This is a genomic window from Curvivirga aplysinae, from assembly GCF_009711445.1.
Taxonomy (GTDB): Bacteria; Pseudomonadota; Alphaproteobacteria; order UBA8366; family Aestuariispiraceae; genus Curvivirga; species Curvivirga aplysinae.
This window is the reverse complement of record NZ_SMMC01000153.1, coordinates 222-21,171: the sequence shown is the minus strand read 5'-3', so window position 1 is coordinate 21,171 and position 20,950 is coordinate 222. Positions and strand designations below refer to the sequence as shown.

Sequence of the window (20,950 nt, the reverse complement as noted above, 5' to 3'; positions counted from 1 at the left end):
TTTTCCAAAAGACAAATGGATCGACCTATCAACGGGAATTAACCAATCAGCCTACCCATTTGATTTAAAAGAAAACTTTAATATCAATGCTTTACCTTCCAAAGCATTATATGAGGCTTGCCTTACGGCAACTGGTTCCTATTACGATGCAAGGCTAACCCCCTCAAATGCCTTACTTACACCTGGGTCACAATTTATCATAAGCCAGTTACCCCACCTATTCGCTCCAGACGAAATAGCAATTTTATATCCAACTTATGGTGAACATGTACCAGCTTGGAAGGAAGCAGGCCATCAGGTACATTTAGTAAAAGATATAAATGAAGCTCAAGCCTTAAATACCAAATTCATTTTACTGGTTAATCCTAATAATCCAGATGGAAAGTTTTATTCTCAATCAGAACTACTTGAGATTTCCAATCAACAGGCTTCTAAGGGGGGATGCCTTGTCATTGATGAGGCCTTTATTGATATTTCTCCTGAAGATAGTTTGTCAGATTATGCAGGGCAAGATGGGCTTATTATCTTACGTTCCTTTGGTAAGTTTTTTGGACTTGCAGGTATACGTTTAGGAACCTTGCTTGCACCTCAAGAGATTATCGAACGCTTACAAAGAAGATTAGGCCCCTGGGCTGTCTCATCCATCACGCTTGCCGTGGCAACACAAGCTTATCAAGATCAAGAATGGATTGAGCAGCAAAAAGCTGACCTTATTAAAAGTAGCGAAAAAATGGATCATCTTTTTTCAGCAATTGGATGCGATATTGTTGGGGGAACTATTCTTTATCGCTTGTTTCACATCAAAAACGCTTCTGCCTTATTTTACCATCTAGGGCATCAAGGAATCTATCTGCGTCATTTTGAATATAATCCAAATTGGCTGCGGGTCGGGGTCCCTGACCTCCATAATGAAATATTATGGCAACGGCTGGAAAACGCTTTGTTAGATTTTTAATCTTGAGATTTTAGCTTCTGATATGTGAGACAAGCATCTGATAATGCGTTATTTTGTTCATCTGTTAAGGTTTTACCATTATAGGTGAGTTTACCGGATGAGATGTTGTATTTAATACGTCCTAAATTGAAGTTACTATCGGGAAAAAGCGTAGCAAGATCATTACGCCCCGCAGCTTGAAATGCGTTTAAAGTTAAATCAAACTCAATGACGTTTGGAAAATCAAACTCATAATTCTGCCCATCTACATTTGCTGACGTAACAGGTTTTCCGCGTACATCAACGCCCGGTATATAATCTGCACCATCGGTACGATGTTTTTTTAGTGCTTTTTCACAAGCTTTTCCCGAAGCGACAAGCTTACGCTGTTGCTCCTTCTCCTGTTGATTGAGATTTAGATTCTCCAAAGGCACAGTTTGCTGGGATATAGCAATCATAGGAAAAGAAATAACAGATAGGATTGTGAATGTAATAATACGCTTTATCATCATAAAATCAGTGAAGCAAATTTGACGCCAAGTTAACTTATTATGGTTATTCCTGATAGAATTCCAATCCCTGTGCCATCCAGGCTGGCGATAATTTTTCAATTTTTTTATAAATCGGACATTCTGGGCTGTGGGTGCCGGGTAAATATCCGATACTCATCAAAAACTCTCCAGTAATCTCACCACCCGTGAATTTAAAAGTTTTCTTGAATAGTTTAACCCATTCAGATTTTTTCAATGGATGATGTGATGCAATCCATTTATCAAAACCGCCGTGGCTATCTCGCATCGCCTTTATGGTTTTGGCATTTTCAATCACCGCATTCACTTTTAATTTATTTCGGATGATACCTTCATCTTCTAAAAGACGCGCGCGGTCCTTCTCAGAATATTCACTAACAATATCTACATCAAAACCATCATAAGCTTTATGAAAATTATCTTTTTTCTTGAGGATCAATCCCCAATTGAGGCCAGCTTGATTAATCTCTAAAACAAGACGTTCAAATAATTGATTTTCCTCACAAATAGGAAATCCATATTCCTTATCATGATAAGGTCCATGTAGATCATCACCAATTGCATAGTCGCAGTACCAGCTCATCAAGAACTCCTTTAATTAATACTATGTTTTCAATTGGTTGAACTATAAACAACTACTGCTGACAGCATTATGTCAGCAGTAGATCACCTTATACATCAAGTTTAATAAGTCCTGATGATTGCACATACCACCAAATGGCTAAGAGAACAGCGGTGATCACTGAAGTCACAAGTGCCTTTTTAACAAGCATTGGTTTCTTTGGCGCCCCTGGCTCATGCCCTATTTCAACTTCATCTTCATTTGGGCGTTCTACACCAAATGGAAGGGCCATAAAGAAAACAAGCCACCAGATTATTACATAAGTAACGATTGCAGAAGCAATAGACATAAATAGTTCCTTTTAAACTTGTTCGATTTCAACAAGGGTGCCACAGAAATCCTTTGGATGAAGGAATAGAACAGGCTTGCCATGTGCACCAATTTTTGGTTCCCCATCACCTAAAACGCGCGCGCCATCCGCCTTTAGCTTATCGCGTGCAGCCAAGATATCCTCGACCTCATAACAAATATGATGCATTCCACCGGAAGGATTACTTTCCAAGAATTTTGCAATTGGCGATGCGTCTCCCAACGGATGAAGCAATTCAATTTTAGTATTTGGGAGCTCCACAAAAACAACAGTGACTCCATGTTCTGGGATATCAACAGGCTCTGACACTGTCGCTCCTAACGTATCGCGATACATTGTGGTTCCTGCTGCCAAATCCGGTACAACAATCGCAACATGGTTCAGACGCCCTATCATCATTCAACTCCCGTTTTATACTTTTTGATCATATCCGCACCAGATGTACTTGCGCCTTCGGCTTCTTACCGCAAATATCATTGATCTGACGACGCAACGCAATACGAACAGCTTCAGAAATCTTCTTATCATTCAACCGTTCGTCACGGTCCAATCTTTTAACTGTCAGTTCTACCGTATCAGTCAATTCTGCAAATTCATCTTCTTCATGATCTTCCAGAAGGCCCTCAACAGAAATCTTTGGCGCTTCATACAAACGGCCTTTTGCATCAACGACAACGGTGGCGAAAATCATACCACCCCACCCCATCTTTCGACGATCTCGCAAAGAAATACTATCAAGTGGCGTAATGCGGTTTCCATCCAATGCTAGACGGCCATTGGGTACTTCATCAATGACATCAGCTCCATCTTTGGTGATTTTAATCAATGCACCATTACGCGGTACTATTCCATGCGGAACCTGACAGTTTTTTGCCAATTGTGCATGCCCCATCATATGACGTAACTCACCATGAACAGGAATAGCAACATCAGGGCGAATCCATTGATACATCTGCGCTAATTCATCTTTATTTGGATGTCCAGAGGTATGAATTTCATAATCATCCGCTGTAATCAAGGTAACGCCGTTTTCAACCAAACCGTTTTGAACCCGGTTGATTGAAATTTCATTCCCCGGAATTTCACGGCTAGAAAAAATAACTGTATCCCCTTTTCCAAAACTAACATCACGATGATCGCCACGTGCAATACGTGCCAATGCAGCACGTGGTTCACCCTGACTTCCTGTACAGATATACAGAACTTTTTCTTTTGGAAGATCTTTCACTTCTTCAGCTTCCAAGAAAGGAGGCATGTCTTGTAGATAGCCCGTTGCTTTGGCGGCTTCTGTCATACGCCATAAAGATCGCCCGACCAAACATACCGCTCGACCACTTTTACTTGCAGCAACAGCAGCACTTTCAAGACGTGCAACATTGGATGCAAAGCAAGCAATAGCAACACCGCCTTTAATCTTGGAGACGATATCGACCAGATTCTCACGAACATCCGCTTCGGAACCTGAACGACCGGGTACCAAGGCGTTGGTGGAATCACAAACCATCGCGGTGATACCATCTTTTCCTGCTTGAATGAGACGCTCTTCATCAGCCGTCGGACCTAACAAAGGATCAGGATCAAGTTTCCAATCCCCTGTATGCATTACACTCCCTGCTTCGGTACGAATGATAAGGGCGTTAGGTTCCGGAATGGAATGTGTAAGCGAGACAAGTTCTAGCTCAAACGGACCTGCCTCAAACTGCCCTGATAAAGGCACTTCAATGATATTAGCCTCACCTATAAACTGGCTTTCCTCCAACTTCTTTCGAAGAATAGCAGCTGTAAAAGGAGTGGCATAAATAGGACAATCAAAACAATCCCAAAGATATGGAACCGCACCTAAATGATCTTCATGGGCATGTGTTAAAACCAACCCTACTAAATCATCCGCACGATCTTCGATAAAGGTTGGGTCGGGGAAGATAACATCGATACCTGGTGTTGTGACATCACCAAATGTAATACCGTAATCGACCATTAACCATTTACCGTTATAACCGTATAGGTTCAGGTTCATGCCAATTTCACCAGAACCACCTAATGGTAAAAATAGAAGTTCGTCCTTACCTGGCTTTCCCGTTTTGTGGTATTCGCTCATTTATTTTTTCTTTTCTAGTCAAATGTTTCTTTTATATATTTCAACCAAACCATCAAGCGTGAGACCACGATCAATATCTTGAATTTTATCAGTTGATTGGGCAAATATATCCGACAAGCCGCCTGTGGCGATCACTTTCATATCTTCACCAAATTCTTTAACTATACGATCAATCATACCTTCGAGCATGGCGACATAGCCCCAGAAGATACCTGATTGCATCGCAGATTCTGTGTCATCACCAATGACTTTTTCACTGGCTTTAATCTCTACTAAAGGTAATTGCGCGGCGGCCATATACAAGGATTTTAAAGATAAATTCGGACCTGGGGCAATCACACCACCACAATAATTTCCGTTACCGTCAACAATATCAAAGGTAGTAGCGGTCCCAAAATCCACAATAATGAGCGGACCACCATATTTTTTATGTCCTGCAATTGCATTCACGATACGATCTGCACCCACTTGACGAGGATATTTTATCAATACCTCTATGCCCAGCTTGATGCCCGACATAGCAGAAACTAAAAGTGGATCATCATCGAAATATCGGCGGCATAGACTTTCAAGATTAAACATCGTTTCCGGTACAACACTTGCCAGAATTGTTCTCGTAATATCCTTAAACTCAATATCTTTGATAGCCATCAATTGATGTAACCAAACCGCATATTCATCCGCTGTGCGCTTTGGATCATTCATACAACGCCATACGCCTAAACGCTCATCACCATCATAAACAGCGAAGACTACATTGGTATTCCCAGAATCAATTGCGAGCAGCATCGCCGCATCCTTTCAAAAATACATCGCCAGCCGTTATTGCAACGCGACTAAGGTCTTCACGTTCAAGAATAAGTGCCCCTTCCTCATCCATATCAAGGAAACGACCATGTTCTTCAAGATTATTGGCTAAACGAGCTACGATATTTTTTCCAAATCCATAACAATTTTGTAACCAGATTTCACGTATTTCTTTAAATCCGTTTAATTTCCATATTTGAAAGAATTGTGCAAATTCCTCTAGATATGCATTCAGCAACATATAAGGCTCAATATCTTTGTTAAATTGTTTGATATGAGCCACCTCATAAGGTGTTTCACTTGGGTGGTGAGATACATTCGCACCGGCACCAATAACGACCCAATTCTGTCCCGTCTTGTTCACGCCGCACTCAAGCAAGATTCCACAAATCTTGGCACCATCAACCAAAATGTCATTAGGCCATTTACATTCAACATTTTGATTTTTAGGTGTAAATCTAGAAATAGCAGCACGCATTGAAATCGCAGTAACAAAAGATAGTTGAGCTGCAGTGGCTAAGTCACCAACATCTTGAACAAGGATGGAGGAATATAAATTTCCCTCTGGTGATGCCCAACTGCGACCACGACGCCCTCTTCCACCTGTCTGCGCCTCAGCCCAAAATACAACATTTCCCACGCTGGTTGGCGGGTATTTCATTGCTTCTTCACGGGCTACATCATTGGTGGAGCCCACAAGAGGCAATGCCCGCAGATCGAAACCTGCGGGCATTTGCAAGTAAGAAGCTTTCATAGAGCTACTATTCACCTATCGATTATCCACCAAATAAGGAAGATGCAGCTTTAATTGCCGGATCAGTTACAACAGGCATGTAAAAGATCATGGTTGCAGTCACAATACCTGTCACTGCCAAGATCAATTTCATTGCACCACTTTCAACACTATCCAACTTTTCAGCAGGGTCATCAAAATACATTACCTTGATAACACGTAAGTAATAAAATGCGCTCACAACTGAAGTCACTGCTCCAATCACTGTTAATGCAATCAAACCAGCATCAATAGCTGCTTTAAATACAAATAGCTTAGACATGAAGCCTGCCATTGGCGGAATACCAGCCATGGAGAACATAAATACCATAATTAACATTGCCATAACTGGGTTATTTTTGCTTAGTCCAGCCAAATCAGAAATGTTTTCAACCATGCGGCCGCCAACTTTCATATTCAGGATACAAGCAAAAGTACCGATATTCATTACAAGATAAATCGCAAGATAAATCAGAACAGCTTCGACACCGCCTTCTGTGCCTGCCGCTAGACCAATCAAAGCAAAACCAATATGACCGATAGAAGAATAAGCCATCAATCGTTTAATATTACTTTGTGCGATCGCTGCAAATGAACCGATGAACATGGACAGAATTGATAATACTACGATCACTTGAGACCATTCTGCAACTAAACCACCAAACGGGCCAACAAGAACACGGATTAACAATGCCATTGCGGCCACTTTTGGTGCAACAGCAAAGAAAGCTGTTACAGGTGTTGGGGCACCTTCATACACATCTGGTGTCCACATGTGGAACGGAACAGCAGAAATCTTAAAAGCCAGACCGGCAACCATAAATATCAAGCCAACGATCACGCCCATATGCGCACCGGTGTCAGCTGTAAAGGCATTTGCAAGTGCATTAAACTGTGTAGACCCCGCAAATCCATACACCATGGACATACCATAAAGAAGCATACCGGAAGACAGTGCGCCAAGTACGAAATACTTCAATCCTGCTTCGGTTGAGCGAGAATTATCACGTTGGAAAGCCGCCATTACATAAAGGGACAAACTCTGCAGTTCCAAGCCGATATATAATGACATTAGGTCATTGGCAGAAACCATCATCATCATACCCAAAGTCGCAAATGCGATCAGAATTGGATATTCGAATTTAGCCATACCTTCGCGGCGGATAAAACCATTAGACATTGTTACAGCAAGCAAACTTGCCAACAAGATCAATAGCTTCATATATACTGCAAACTGATCCACGATGAATAAATCATTCATCGCCAATTGAGTGGCACCGCCAACTACAAACAGAACTAATCCTGCAGTTACGACAAAACTCACTTGGGTTAAGGCAGATACAGCCCCTAATGTGTTCTCGGCTTTTGAATAAGCACCGATCATCATCAAAGCCATAATTGCAATGGCCAGAAAGATTTCCGGATAAGCCGGGAATAAAACAGGCAATTCAGTCATTTTTCTTTGTGCCTCTCTTACTTACTGGCCAAGGCTAGCTGTTGCTGTTTGTGCAGCAGCTGCAAGGCTTGTTTCATAGTTTTGGACAAGATGGGTTACAGATGCCGCAATTGGATCTAGGAATGTGTTTGGATAAATACCCATCCACAAGGTCAGGATGACCAATGGAACGAAGATCGCAATTTCACGTGCATTCATTTCTGTTAGCGCTTTGATTGAGTCTTTTTCCAATGCACCGAAGATAATACGACGATAGAGATATAAAGCGTAACCAGCACCTAAGATCATACCTGTTGCCAAACCAGCCGCTAACCAAGTGGATGCTTGGAAAGCACCAACAAGAATCAAGAACTCACCAACGAATCCAGATGTTCCCGGAAGACCAACTGATGCCATAGTAAAGAACATGAATAACACGGCATATCTTGGCATTACATGCACCACACCACCATAAGCATCGATTTCGCGTGTATGTAGACGATCATAAACGACACCAACACATAGGAACAAAGCACCTGATACAAGGCCATGACTTAACATCTGAATAATAGAACCTGCAATCGCCTGTTCATTCATTGAGAAAATTGCAGCTGTTACGAATCCCATATGTGCGATGGAGGAATAAGCAATCAGCTTTTTCATATCGCTTTGAACCAATGCAACCAACGATGTGTAGATCACCGCAATAACAGATAGCCAGAATACGAAATCAGCAAAATACTCACTCGCCAATGGCATCATCGGGATGGAGAAACGTAAGAAACCATAGCCCCCCATCTTCAACAATACACCAGCCAGAATAACAGAACCAGCTGTTGGCGCTTGTACATGGGCATCAGGCAACCATGTGTGAACAGGCCACATCGGCACTTTCACAGCAAAAGATGCAAAGAATGCCAACCATAACCATGTTTGCATAGAAGCTGCAAAATCATGCGCCATTAATTCAGGAATATTTGTTGTACCTGTTTCGAAATACATTACCAAAATCGCAACAAGCATCAAAACAGAACCTAACAAAGTATATAGGAACAATTTAAATGCAGCGTAGATACGATTTTGACCACCCCAGACACCGACAATGATAAACATCGGGATCAATACACCTTCAAAGAAGATATAGAAGAGGAAGATATCCATGGCTAAGAACATACCAACCATCATCGTTTCCAAAACCAAGAAAGCGATCATGTATTCACGTACATGTTTCTTGATCGCTTCCCAACTGGAAAGAATACAAATTGGTGTTAGCAAGGTAGATAACAAAACAAAGAAGACAGAAATACCATCCACACCCATTGTGTAGTTGATATTAAAGGCAGGAATCCAAGCGTAGCTTTCTATAAGTTGGAAATCCGCACTGGTACCGTCAAAGTTAGCCCAGATAAACAGGGAAAGAACGAAAGTACAAAGTGACACCCACAAGGCTGTCCAACGTGCATTACGTGCTACCTGCTCTGCTGATCCCGGGATCAGTAAAAGAGCAAGTGCGCCTAATGTCGGCAGGAATGTTGTGAGTGACAGCAAAGGCCAGTCTAAAGTCATAATATTCCTCTCCCTGGATTATGCTGACATGCCGGAAAGCATGTACCAGGTTACGAACACAACCACACCAATCAGCATGGCAAACGCATAATGATAAACATATCCGGATTGAAGTAGGCTAGCTAACTTAGAACCATCTTTGGTTCGTGCAGCAACACCATCAGGACCGAAATAGTCAATTGTTTTCTCGTCACCGCGTTTCCAGAAGAAACGACCGATCACGAAAGAAGGCTTCACGAAAATCGCATCATACAATTCATCGAAATACCATTTGTTAAGTGAGAAGGCATATAGACCACTGAAGCTTTTTGCCAACTTGTCGGCACTGCCCGGCTTTTTAATATAAATAACCCAAGCGAGTACCAAACCAAGAACCATCACAATAAATGGAGACCAAACAACCCAAGAAGGTACTTGTTTCGCTTCTTTCATAATATTGTTTGCTTCCGCGATGTAGATAGAACTACCCCAGAATTCTTTATAACCTTCACCGATGAAGTCACCTGCGAATACAGCACCAAAACCAACAGCCCCAACAGCAAGAATTGCTAACGGGATTGTCATAACCAATGGACTTTCATGAACATGCGCCATTGTTTTTTCATCTGCACGAGGTTTTCCATGGAAGGTTAAGAACATCAAACGCCAGCTATAAAACGAAGTCATCAATGCCGCAATCACGCCTAACCAAAACGCGTAACCACCTGCACCAGATCCTGCTGCATAAGCAGCTTCAATGATCATGTCCTTAGAGAAATAACCAGAGAGGCCAGGAACACCAGTAATCGCCAATGTACCAATTAACATCACAGCCCAAGTGAATGGGATCAATTTACGGATACCACCCATTTTCATCATGTTTTGTTCATCAGACATTGCATGGATCACAGAACCTGCACCAAGGAATAACAATGCTTTAAAGAAAGCATGTGTTGTTAGATGGAACATAGCTGCTGGATACGCCGATACGCCTGCTGCAAAGAACATATACCCCAACTGGGAACATGTAGAATAAGCAATCACACGTTTGATATCTGTCTGTGTCAGACCAACTGTTGCTGCGAAGAAAGCTGTCGTTGCGCCAACGATTGTCACTACCGTCAATGCCACTTCGGAAAACTCGAAGATTGGAGATAGACGACATACCATAAATACGCCCGCTGTCACCATTGTTGCCGCGTGGATCAAGGCTGATACAGGTGTTGGACCTTCCATCGCATCTGGCAACCATGTGTGTAAACCAAGCTGTGCTGATTTACCCATCGCGCCCATAAACAATAACAAACAAGAAATTGTTATGGCGTTGAATTCCATACCGAGGAAAACAAAGTTAGCGTCTGCAACTGCAGGGATTGCCGCAAAGATTGTATCAAATTCAACAGAACCTGTAAGAACGAAGATTAAGAAGATACCTAATGCGAAACCAAAATCACCAACACGGTTTACAATGAACGCTTTCATCGCAGCTGCATTTGCAGATGGTTTTTCGAACCAGAAACCAATCAAGAGATAAGATGCAACACCTACGCCTTCCCAACCAAAGAACATTTGCACCAAGTTATCTGCTGTTACCAGCATTAACATGGCAAATGTAAAGAAGCTTAGATAAGCCATGAAACGTGGTACAGATTTATCATGATGCATATATCCGATAGAATATAAATGCACCACAGATGACACTGTTGTGACCACTATCAACATCACTGCTGTTAACGTATCAACTTTCAAAGCCCAGTTGAAAATAAAGTCACCAGAAGCAACCCAAGAAAGAACGGTTACCGTATATGCGTTGCCACCAAAGCCCACATCAAAGAATGTGAACCAAGACATGGCAGCCGCAACCATCAGCAAACCTGTTGTAATAATTTGAGATACCTTATCGCCCAAAGCACGACCGAAAAAGCCGACAATCAATGCGCCAATTAAAGGTAAAAAGACAATACCGGTAATCATAGTTTGACTTAGCCCTTCATGGTATGAATGTCGTCGACCGCGATGGTCGCACGATTACGATAATAAACGACAAGGATCGCCAGACCGATTGCTGCTTCCGCAGCGGCAACCGTCAGGACAAAGATCGAGAAAATCTGACCAGATAAATCCTGAAGATGCGTAGAGAATGTCACCAAGTTGATATTCACCGCTAGCAACATAAGCTCAACGGACATCAAGATGATAATGACGTTCTTACGGTTGAGGAAAATACCGAACAATCCCAATGTGAAAAGGATACCAGCTACTGAAAGGTAATGTGCAATACCAATTTCCATGATTAAATCCCTCCCCCGGATGAAACTTTAACCAATTCAACTTCTTCTGAAGCCGGGCGAGCAATCTGATCCATAATACGCTGTTTCTTAACACCGTCACGAGAACGAAGTGTAAGAACGATAGCCCCAACCATCGCCAGCAATAGAACCATGCCGGATCCCATAAACAAATATACGTAATGTGTATAAATGAGATTACCCAACGCCTCTGTATTATGAACCTCCGACGCAGCTGGTGTCGCTGTTGCTGCATTCACAGAAATAACTGCAGGTTCAACCACCCATGCGGTGAAGATTGTAAATAATTCAACAAGAAGAACGGCACCAACAGCTAATCCAATTGGCAAATATTTAACAAAGCCGCGGCGCATCTCGTTCAAGTTCACATCTAACATCATTACGACAAAGAGGAACAACACAGCCACAGCCCCCACATAAACAATCACAAGGATCATTGATATGAACTCTGCGCCTTGCAACAGGAACAGACCTGCCGCATTAAAAAATGCAAGAATAAGAAACAGCACGGAATGAACCGGGTTTCTTGCTGTAATCACCATAAAACCGCAAGCGATCGTGATGATTGCGAACATATAAAAAACAAGGGTTTGTATCATCTATCTAACCTCCAGCTTCAGCTGGTTTTGATTCCCTTTAAACATGAAAAACATCAAATCTTCCCTTCTGCCTTAACGATAAGGCGCATCCAATTCGATGTTTTTCGCAATTTCAAATTCCCAACGATCACCATTCGCAAGAAGCTTGTCTTTATTATAGAAAAGCTCTTCACGTGTTTCTGTTGCAAATTCAAAATTTGGTCCCTCAACAACCGCATCTACTGGACATGCTTCCTGACAGAAGCCGCAGTAGATACATTTTGTCATATCGATATCGTAACGTGTTGTCCGACGTGAACCATCTTCCCGTGGTTCCGCTTCAATTGTAATCGCCTGTGCGGGACAAATCGCTTCGCAAAGCTTACATGCAATACAACGTTCCTCGCCATTCGCATATCGACGTAACGCATGTTCACCGCGGAAACGTGGACTTAATGGTCCCTTTTCATAAGGATAGTTGATTGTATGTTTTGGACGGAACATGGCTTTAAGTGTAAGCGCCATACCCTGAAGCAATTCAGTCAATAGGAAAGAACGTGCTACCTGATCAAAAGACATTTTTTTCTTCCTTCCTTAACCTGCTAAAAATCCGCCATATACCGCAATACCTGCATATAAGAATACGCAAAGTAATGTGAATGGCAGGAAGACTTTCCACCCCAAACGCATTAACTGGTCATAACGGTAACGTGGGAATGTGGCACGAACCCAAAGGAAACCAAACAACATCAAAGCTGTTTTTAAGGCAAACCAGATTGGACCCGGGATCATGTTCAATGGTGCGATGTCAAACGGTGGCAACCAACCGCCTAAGAACAATGTTGTCGCCATACCAGACATCAAGATCATATTCGCATATTCTCCAAGGAAGAATAACGCAAATGTCATAGATGAATATTCAACGTTGTACCCTGATACCAATTCGGCTTCCGCTTCCGGTAAGTCAAATGGCGCACGGTTTGTTTCAGCCAAAATAGAGATGTAGAAAACAACGAACATTGGTAACAACGGAATCACAAACCACATATTTTCTTGTTGATACCGAACAATATCAGACAAGTTCAAACTGTTTGTGAAGATCAATACTGTTACGATTACCAAACCCATAGATACCTCGTAAGATACCATCTGAGCCGCAGAACGTAACGCACCTAAGAACGCATATTTGGAGTTAGATGCCCAACCAGCAATCACGATACCATATACACCTAACGAAGAGATCGCGAATAGATATAAAATACCGACATTAATGTCCGCTAATACCATCCCCTCACCGAAAGGAATTACAGCCCAAGCAATCAACGCCAAAATAAAAGTCAATGCTGGGGCAATTACAAATAAGGCGCGGTTGGAACCGGAAGGAATAATTGTTTCTTTCAAAAACAATTTCAAACCATCGGCTAAAGGTTGCAATAAACCAAATGGGCCAACAACGTTTGGACCTTTACGATATTGCATCCAACCAATCACTTTACGTTCAGCCAATGTCAGATAAGCAACTGACAAAAGAATCGGCACTGTAATCAGCAAACAATAAATCACAATTGCGAGTAAGGGGGCTGCATAATCCTGCCACCAAACCGCATTAATGAGACCTGCCAAGAAATCAGCCATTGGTTCCTGTCGCCTCCCCTTCAGCCGCTTTCGCGTTTAGAATGATATCTTGTGTACATTTTGCCATTGTTTCGGAAGAACGACTAATTGCACAAGTCATATAGAAGTTTTCAATCGGACTAGCAAAAACGTCGGAAGACATATCGCCTGATGTGCCGAAATCACCCCAAGTTGCTGTTGGTGTCGCATCGACTTCAGCCATATGAGGGAAGTCTTTACGCAACGCGATACGAAGCTCAGCCAAACTGTTATAAGGTAGTGTTTTACCAAGAACTTCAGACAAGGCACGTAGAATCGCCCAATCTTCTTTGGCTTCACCCGGTGCAAATACAGCACGCTTACTTACCTGCACACGACCTTCCGTATTCACATAAGTACCCGATTTTTCAGTATACGCAGATCCCGGTAAAATGACATCGGCAACATGTGCGGCTTTATCACCATGATGGCCTTGATAAACCACAAAAGTATCTTTCAATGCCTCTGTATTGATTTCATCTGCATCTAGTAAATAAACCGCTTTCACAGAACCTGCAGTCATATCAGCAACAGATTTACCAGATTTACCTGGAACGAAGCCGATATCAAGACCACCAACGCGACTTGCTGCCGTATGAAGCACGTTAAATCCGTTCCATTCATCAGTAATCATACCGGTGTTATCAGCAATTTTCTTTGCTGCAGCTAAGATCGCTGCGCCATCTTCACGGGACAAAGCACCAGAACCAACAATAATCATCGGGTTCTTGGCATCTTTGAGGACTTTCGCAAAGTCAGCTTTGCCATCCGCAACTTGCTTCAAGCTATCGGTTCCTGCACCTAAATAGCTATAGTCATATGTAAGGCGAAGCGTTTCACCAATCACACCAACTTGCATTTGGCCAGTTAACCAACGTTTACGGATACGTGCATTAATAATCGGCGCCTCCCAACGTGGGTTCGCACCAACAATTAACAAAGCATCTGCTTCTTCGATACCAGCAATTGTTGTGTTGAACAAATATGACGCACGCACTGAATTATCCAGTTTCGCGCCATCTTGGCGACAATCTGTATTTTCAGATCCCAGTGAATTCATGAGCTCTTTAAGGGCATACATGGATTCGACGTCTACTTGATCCCCTGCAATCGCGCCAATTTCATCACCTTTTAAACCAGAAAGCTTGTCTTTCACTGCCGCGAAAGCCTCATCCCAGCTTGCAGGTTTCAATTTGCCATCGGTACCACGCACATATGCACGGTCCAGACGTTGATTTTTCAATCCATCACATGCGTAACGTGTTTTATCTGAAATCCATTCTTCGTTCACATCTTCATTCAAACGCGGAAGAACACGTAGAACTTCGTTACCGCGGGCATCAACACGGATGTTAGAGCCTACAGCATCTAAAACATCAATTGTTTCAGTTTTCTTCAATTCCCACGGACGTGCATTAAATGCATAGGGTTTAGAAGTTAAAGCACCTACCGGACAAAGGTCGATCACGTTTGCAGAAAGCTCTGAAGAAACAGCGCGTTCCAGTGTAGAAATCTCTGCACTTTCACCGCGATTCAACAAGCCCATGTCTGTAACGCCACCAACTTCGGTAGAGAAACGCACGCAACGTGTACAATGAATACAACGCGTCATGATCGTATTGATCAATGGCCCCATATATTTTTCTTTTACAGCGCGTTTGTTTTCTTCAAAACGACTTCCATCACGGCCATAAGCAACAGCTTGGTCTTGCAAGTCACATTCACCGCCTTGGTCACAAATTGGACAATCAAGCGGATGGTTGATGAGCAAGAATTCCATTACCCCGTTTCGAGCAGAACGAACCATCTCGGAATCTGTGAAAATTTCCATACCGTCTCCGGCTGGAAGAGCGCAACTAGCGGCAGGCTTTGGAGGTCCAGGTTTGACTTCCACAAGACACATACGGCAGTTACCAGCAACAGAAAGACGTTCATGATAGCAGAAGCGCGGTACTTCAACACCTGCTTGTTCGCAGACTTGAAGTACTGTCATCCCTGCATCAAATTCGACTTCCTGACCGTTTACCTGACAAACTGGCATTTCGGTTATCTCCTTATCGATCCGTTACGCTGCAGATTTTGCAATCTTGCGCGCTTCCATGATGCGCTTTTCCAATTCAGGACGGAAATGACGGATCAGTCCCTGAATTGGCCATGCAGCAGCATCACCCAATGCACAAATGGTTTTACCTTCGATTTGCTTAGTTACTTCCCAAAGCATATCGATTTGCTCAACTGTCGCATCACCACGTACCATACGTTCCATCATGCGCCACATCCAACCTGTACCCTCACGACAAGGTGTACACTGGCCACAGCTCTCATGTTTGTAGAAATATGATAAACGTGCAATTGCCTCAACAACATCAGTGGATTTATCCATTACGATTACTGCCGCAGTTCCAAGGCCTGATGTATGTTCACGCAATGCATCATAATCCATCAACACATCGTCACAGATATGTTTTGGTAACAATGGTACAGAAGAACCGCCCGGGATAACTGCAAGTAAATTATCCCAACCTCCACGGACACCGCCGCAATGCTTTTCAAGCAACTCTTTAAGTGGAATGGACATTTCTTCTTCAATGTTACAAGGCTTGTTCACGTGACCAGAAATACAGAATAATTTGGTACCATGGTTATTTTCGCGACCAAAGCCTTTGAACCAATCTGCACCGCGTTTCAAAATAGCAGGTGCAGACGCAATTGATTCCACATTGTTAACTGTTGTCGGACGGCCATAAAGACCAGCCATAGCAGGGAATGGTGGTTTCAAACGTGGCTGACCTTTTTTACCCTCAAGGCTTTCGATCAACGCTGTTTCTTCACCACAAATATAGGCCCCTGCTCCACGATGTACGAAAATATCGCAATCATAACCGGATTTGCAGGCATTCTTACCAATCAATCCCGCATCATAAGCTTCTTTGACAGCACCTTCCAAGACGGAAGCTTCATAAACAAACTCACCACGGATATAAATATATACAGCAGTTGCCCCAATTGCATGGGCAGCTAATAAGCAACCTTCTAAAAGAATATGAGGATCATTACGCATAATCTCACGGTCTTTACAGGTACCTGGCTCCGATTCATCGGCATTCACCACCAGATAAACAGGACCTTCGACATCTTTCGGCATAAAGGACCATTTCAAACCTGTCGGGAAACCCGCACCACCGCGACCACGAAGACCCGAAGCTTTCATTTCCTCGACAATCCAATCGCGACCTTTTTCCAATAAAGCTTTGGTACCGTCCCAGGCGCCGCGCTTCATAGCATCTTTCAAATTCCACGGATGATATCCGTAGAGGTTTGTGAACATGCGATCTTTATCTTGTAGCATATCTCACTCTCCCCTATGCGCTTTTCTGCGGGAAGTCACCTTCCAGCAGGACAATAGGACCACCTTCAGGTTCAGAACAGCGACGACCATTTTGTGGGCCGATTTTCACTGGTTCTCCTGCCTTCAAGGCATCCAAAATTGTCAAAAGGCTTTCTTCTGTTAAATCTTCGAAGAAATCATCATTGATTTGGACCATTGGGGCATTAGAACATGCGCCCAAACATTCAACTTCGGTCAGTGTAAATTCACCATCCACCGTTGTTTCGCCATTTTCAATACCAAGATGTTTTTCAACAGCTTTGCGAAGCTCTTTAGCCCCACGTAACATACAAGGCGTTGTTCCACATAATTGAATGTGGTGATTCCCTACAGGAACCGTATTGATCATTGTAAAGAAGCTCGCCACTTCTTTGACGCGAATCAGCGGCATTTCCAACAGTTTGGAGATACCTTCGAACGCAGCTTCAGTCACATAGTGACCATGGTCATGCAATTGACGTTGAGCTTGATCAAGACAAGTCAAAACCGCACTTTGCTTACGACCTTCAGGATATTTTGCGATGGCGCGTTCAACTTCCGCCAAAAACTCTCCCTGAAATTCAAATGTTTCATTACTCATCGGTCAATCTCACCAAATACAACGTCGAAACCACCAAGAATCGCAACTGAATCTGCCAGCATATGGCCTTTACAGAAATGATCCATAGACTGCAGATGCGCATATCCAGGGGCACGAATTTTACAACGATACGGTTTCGCAGAACCATCAGAAACAAGATATACGCCGAACTCACCTTTTGGCGCTTCCACGGCCGTATACGTTTCACTTGCAGGAACATGGAAACCTTCAGTGTAGAGCTTGAAGTGATGAATCAAGGCTTCCATAGATTGTTTCATCTCACCACGTTTAGGTGGACCAACTTTACCGTCAGTGGTCATCACAGGGCCTTCGGGCATATCTGCAATACATTGACGAATGATTTTCACACTCTCACGAATCTCCGCAACACGAACAAGATAGCGGCTATAGCAGTCACCGTTTTTGCCAACAGGAATATCGAAATCGATGTTGTCGTAAACATCATATGGTTGAGATTTACGTAAATCCCATGCGATACCAGACCCGCGCAAAGTTGGGCCTGTACAGCCCCATGCCATCGCGTCATCAGGTGAGATAATACCAATATCCACAGAACGTTGCTTAAAGATACGGTTATCATTCAGCAATGTTTCCATATCAGCAAGAAATTTAGGAAACTCATCAGCCCATTCGATGATTTTCTCAGCCATGCCAGCGGGCATATCTTGATGAACACCACCAACTCGGAAGTAAGCAGCATGCATACGCGCACCACATACAGCCTCATATATTTCCATCAATTTTTCACGCTCTTCAAACGCCCATAACATTGGTGTCATCGCACCAACATCCATCGCATAAGCAGGAACGTTCAATAAGTGATTTAAAATACGGGAAATTTCGGCAAACAATACACGAATGTATTGACCACGCTCTGGCACTTCCACGCCTAACAACTTCTCAGTTGCCAGACAAAAAGCATGTTCCTGAGACATAGGTGCAACATAATCAAGACGGTCAAAATACGGAACCGCCTGCATATAGCTTTTATGTTCAATAAGTTTTTCAGTACCACGATGTAACAGACCAATATGCGGGTCTACACGATCGATCACTTCACCATCCATTTCCATTACCATGCGCAACACACCATGGGCCGCCGGATGTTGCGGACCAAAGTTAATTGTCATTGGTTTAATGGTAGGATCTTCTGTTTTAACTAGGGTTTCGGCCATAACTACTTGCCCTCTCCCTCTTCTACAGTCGCCTTCTCATCACCCGGTAAAATCGGTGTCATACCTTCCCAAGGACTAGAAAACTCAAATTTTCGGAATTCCTGTGTCAAATGAACAGGCTCATAAACAATACGCCCCTCTTCTTCATCATAACGAACTTCCACATTCCCGGTAAGTGGGAAGTCTTTACGAAGAGGATGACCATCAAAACCATAATCTGTTAGGATTCGACGTAAATCAGGATGATCAGAGAAGAACACACCATACATATCCCATGCTTCACGCTCAAACCAATTTGCTGTAGGCCATATTCCACAAACGCTTGGTACTGGCGTATCTTCGTCAGTAGAAACCTTCATACGAATGCGTTGATTATGTTTCATGCTCAACAGATTATAAACCACTTCAAAGCGTTTCTCTCGCTCTGGGTAATCAACACCGCAAACATCCATACATTGCTTGAACAAGCAGCGCGCATCATCTCGCAAGAATTGAGAGACTTTTTGAATTGAATTCAAACTCACATGAAGAATCAGTTCACCATTCTTCATTTCGTAGGATTCGATGTCATCAGAAAGTTTGACTTCTATATACGCGCCAAGTTCTTCCAACGCTTGATTAATTTCACTCATCTCAAGCATCCTTAGCGTTTAATAGAACCAGTTCTACGAATTTTCTTCTGCAATTGAAGAACGCCGTAGATCAAAGCTTCTGCTGTTGGGGGGCAACCAGGCACGTAAACATCCACAGGAACCACACGGTCACAACCGCGAACAACCGCGTATGAATAGTGATAATAACCACCACCATTTGCACAAGACCCCATAGAAATCACCCAACGTGGCTCCGCCATCTGGTCATAAACCTTACGCAATGCAGGTGCCATTTTGTTCGTTAATGTACCGGCAACAATCATCACATCGGATTGACGTGGGGATGCACGTACAACAACACCAAAACGGTCCAAGTCATAACGTGGCATATATGCATGAATCATCTCTACCGCACAGCAAGCAAGACCGAAAGTCATTGGCCACATAGACCCTGTGCGTGCCCAGTTCACCAACTTATCAAAATTTGCAACGACAAAGCCTTTGTCTGTTAGCTCGTCATTTACAGCCTTCAAAGTTGGGTTAGGCTTATTTTGAGACGGATTAGAGATTACTCCCATTCTAGAGCCCCTTTCTTCCACTCATAGGCAAAGCCAATGGTCAAAATTACTAGGAAAATCACCATAGACCAAAAACCAAACAATCCTATATTCCCAAGACTGACAGCCCAAGGGAAAAGGAAAGCGACTTCAAGATCAAAAATGATGAAAAGTAAGGTCACAAGATAGAAACGAACGTCAAAGCGTGTACGCGCATCGTCGAAAGCTTCAAAACCGCACTCATAGGCGGATAATTTTTCAGGATCCGGTTTTTGGCGTGCGACGATCATGCTTCCAAGAATCATGACGACGCATAGTCCAATGGCAATACCCAAAAAGACCAGGATCGGAAAATACTCACTCAAGAGCTGATCCAGCATATTTAATGCTCCCCTTCACTAAGGCGTATATAAGCAGCTACCACGCTACTTTATACCTCCTCAGAATGTTAACGAATTGGAACCACGGAAGTGGTGCTTCGAACTCGTCATAAAAATCGATCCAGTTGACCGAGAATAGATCACCTATTCTCAATAACAGTTATAGGCGTATTTTTCCAGCTAAAGCCTTGCTCTAGATCAAGTAATTCATCTAAAAGCGGCAACCTCTTATATTGGGTGCGACAAAAGACAGACGCATTAACACCTACTATTTTGCGGCACTATAGGGAGATTAATCGGAAAATCCAAGGGGGGAAGTAAAAAAATCTTATAAAGTTGATTATACAAGAGTCTGATTTTTTTCATAAAAAAAGCGTCAAACCAATTTGGCGACGCTTGCAACTTTCATAGAGAAAGTGGCGAGAGTGACGAGACTTGAACTCGCGACCTCCGGCGTGACAGGCCGGCGCTCTAACCAACTGAGCTACACCCCCACATTTGTGAGCATCAAAAACTAACGTTACCTTGTGAATAACTCAGTGCCGTTCGCTCTTGACGGGCGAATATCTACTTGCCTCGCCCCTCTCTGTCAACATGATGTTTATACTTTTTTTAATTATTTTGTAACACCTATCTGAAATACGATGTATCCAGTTGATTTAT

At 43.0% G+C, this 20,950-nt stretch carries 22 protein-coding genes and 1 tRNA gene; 1 reads left to right on the top strand and 22 read right to left on the bottom strand.

From position 1 onward, the window contains the following. A partial coding sequence (gene cobD / locus E1160_RS06165; RefSeq protein ID WP_155154132.1) for a threonine-phosphate decarboxylase CobD occupies positions 1 to 955 on the top strand: 955 nt, incomplete at its 5' end. Here cobD and E1160_RS06160 read toward each other — a convergent pair. From E1160_RS06160 to E1160_RS06055, 22 genes are all read right to left on the bottom strand, one after another. Next, positions 952 to 1,443, bottom strand: coding sequence for a hypothetical protein (locus tag E1160_RS06160; RefSeq protein ID WP_218048740.1), 492 nt, complete (start codon positions 1,441 to 1,443; stop codon positions 952 to 954). The two genes, cobD and E1160_RS06160, sit on opposite strands and share 4 nt — an antisense overlap. Before the next feature lie 46 nt (positions 1,444 to 1,489). Next, entirely contained in the window at positions 1,490 to 2,047 is a 558-nt protein-coding gene (locus tag E1160_RS06155) for a DNA-3-methyladenine glycosylase I (protein WP_155154130.1), read from the bottom strand. A gap of 88 nt (positions 2,048 to 2,135) precedes the next feature. After that, positions 2,136 to 2,375, bottom strand: a complete 240-nt coding sequence (locus E1160_RS06150) for a DUF1467 family protein (protein WP_155154129.1) — start codon at positions 2,373 to 2,375, stop codon at positions 2,136 to 2,138. A 12-nt stretch (positions 2,376 to 2,387) separates the two neighbouring features. Then, positions 2,388 to 2,792, bottom strand: a complete 405-nt coding sequence (gene mce, locus E1160_RS06145) for a methylmalonyl-CoA epimerase (protein ID WP_155154134.1) — start codon at positions 2,790 to 2,792, stop codon at positions 2,388 to 2,390. Between the two features lie 28 nt (positions 2,793 to 2,820). Beyond that, positions 2,821 to 4,494, bottom strand: a complete 1,674-nt coding sequence (locus E1160_RS06140; RefSeq protein WP_155154128.1) for a ribonuclease J — start codon at positions 4,492 to 4,494, stop codon at positions 2,821 to 2,823. An 18-nt stretch (positions 4,495 to 4,512) separates the two neighbouring features. Then, positions 4,513 to 5,283 carry a type III pantothenate kinase gene (locus E1160_RS06135; protein WP_155154127.1) on the bottom strand — a complete coding sequence of 257 codons (771 nt, stop codon included), beginning with the start codon at positions 5,281 to 5,283 and terminating at the stop codon, positions 4,513 to 4,515. Then, positions 5,267 to 6,070, bottom strand: coding sequence for a biotin--[acetyl-CoA-carboxylase] ligase (locus E1160_RS06130; RefSeq protein ID WP_155154126.1), 804 nt, complete (start codon positions 6,068 to 6,070; stop codon positions 5,267 to 5,269). Before E1160_RS06130 ends, E1160_RS06135 begins: the two co-directional genes overlap by 17 nt. 7 nt (positions 6,071 to 6,077) lie before the next feature. After that, positions 6,078 to 7,529: an NADH-quinone oxidoreductase subunit NuoN gene (nuoN, locus tag E1160_RS06125; protein ID WP_155154125.1), complete on the bottom strand. Its 1,452-nt coding sequence runs from the start codon at positions 7,527 to 7,529 to the stop codon at positions 6,078 to 6,080. A 21-nt stretch (positions 7,530 to 7,550) separates the two neighbouring features. Continuing rightward, positions 7,551 to 9,074 carry an NADH-quinone oxidoreductase subunit M gene (locus E1160_RS06120; RefSeq protein WP_155154124.1) on the bottom strand — a complete coding sequence of 508 codons (1,524 nt, stop codon included), beginning with the start codon at positions 9,072 to 9,074 and terminating at the stop codon, positions 7,551 to 7,553. A gap of 18 nt (positions 9,075 to 9,092) precedes the next feature. Beyond that, positions 9,093 to 11,027, bottom strand: coding sequence for an NADH-quinone oxidoreductase subunit L (gene nuoL, locus E1160_RS06115; protein ID WP_155154123.1), 1,935 nt, complete (start codon positions 11,025 to 11,027; stop codon positions 9,093 to 9,095). A gap of 8 nt (positions 11,028 to 11,035) precedes the next feature. Beyond that, positions 11,036 to 11,344: an NADH-quinone oxidoreductase subunit NuoK gene (gene nuoK / locus E1160_RS06110; protein ID WP_155154122.1), complete on the bottom strand. Its 309-nt coding sequence runs from the start codon at positions 11,342 to 11,344 to the stop codon at positions 11,036 to 11,038. Positions 11,345 to 11,346: 2 nt separating this feature from the next. Then, entirely contained in the window at positions 11,347 to 11,961 is a 615-nt protein-coding gene (locus tag E1160_RS06105) for an NADH-quinone oxidoreductase subunit J (protein ID WP_155154121.1), read from the bottom strand. 72 nt (positions 11,962 to 12,033) lie between these two features. After that, positions 12,034 to 12,519 carry an NADH-quinone oxidoreductase subunit NuoI gene (nuoI, locus tag E1160_RS06100; protein WP_155154120.1) on the bottom strand — a complete coding sequence of 162 codons (486 nt, stop codon included), beginning with the start codon at positions 12,517 to 12,519 and terminating at the stop codon, positions 12,034 to 12,036. 15 nt (positions 12,520 to 12,534) lie between these two features. Next, positions 12,535 to 13,575: an NADH-quinone oxidoreductase subunit NuoH gene (gene nuoH, locus E1160_RS06095; protein ID WP_155154119.1), complete on the bottom strand. Its 1,041-nt coding sequence runs from the start codon at positions 13,573 to 13,575 to the stop codon at positions 12,535 to 12,537. Next, entirely contained in the window at positions 13,568 to 15,634 is a 2,067-nt protein-coding gene (gene nuoG / locus E1160_RS06090) for an NADH-quinone oxidoreductase subunit NuoG (protein ID WP_155154118.1), read from the bottom strand. The genes nuoH and nuoG overlap by 8 nt, the downstream gene beginning before the upstream one ends. Before the next feature lie 24 nt (positions 15,635 to 15,658). Further along, positions 15,659 to 16,942, bottom strand: coding sequence for an NADH-quinone oxidoreductase subunit NuoF (nuoF, locus tag E1160_RS06085; RefSeq protein WP_155154117.1), 1,284 nt, complete (start codon positions 16,940 to 16,942; stop codon positions 15,659 to 15,661). A gap of 13 nt (positions 16,943 to 16,955) precedes the next feature. Beyond that, on the bottom strand, positions 16,956 to 17,561 hold the full coding sequence (locus E1160_RS06080) for a complex I 24 kDa subunit family protein (protein ID WP_155154116.1): 606 nt from the start codon (positions 17,559 to 17,561) through the stop codon (positions 16,956 to 16,958). Beyond that, entirely contained in the window at positions 17,558 to 18,757 is a 1,200-nt protein-coding gene (locus E1160_RS06075; protein ID WP_155154115.1) for an NADH-quinone oxidoreductase subunit D, read from the bottom strand. The genes E1160_RS06080 and E1160_RS06075 overlap by 4 nt, the downstream gene beginning before the upstream one ends. Positions 18,758 to 18,759: 2 nt before the next feature. Then, complete coding sequence (locus tag E1160_RS06070) at positions 18,760 to 19,389, bottom strand: NADH-quinone oxidoreductase subunit C (protein WP_155154114.1); 630 nt, start codon at positions 19,387 to 19,389, stop codon at positions 18,760 to 18,762. Positions 19,390 to 19,400: 11 nt separating this feature from the next. After that, positions 19,401 to 19,928, bottom strand: coding sequence for a NuoB/complex I 20 kDa subunit family protein (locus E1160_RS06065; protein ID WP_155154113.1), 528 nt, complete (start codon positions 19,926 to 19,928; stop codon positions 19,401 to 19,403). Beyond that, positions 19,919 to 20,287, bottom strand: coding sequence for an NADH-quinone oxidoreductase subunit A (locus tag E1160_RS06060; protein WP_407923888.1), 369 nt, complete (start codon positions 20,285 to 20,287; stop codon positions 19,919 to 19,921). Before E1160_RS06060 ends, E1160_RS06065 begins: the two co-directional genes overlap by 10 nt. Before the next feature lie 417 nt (positions 20,288 to 20,704). Then, positions 20,705 to 20,781 (bottom strand) — tRNA-Asp (locus E1160_RS06055). Positions 20,782 to 20,950: the final 169 nt, after the last annotated feature.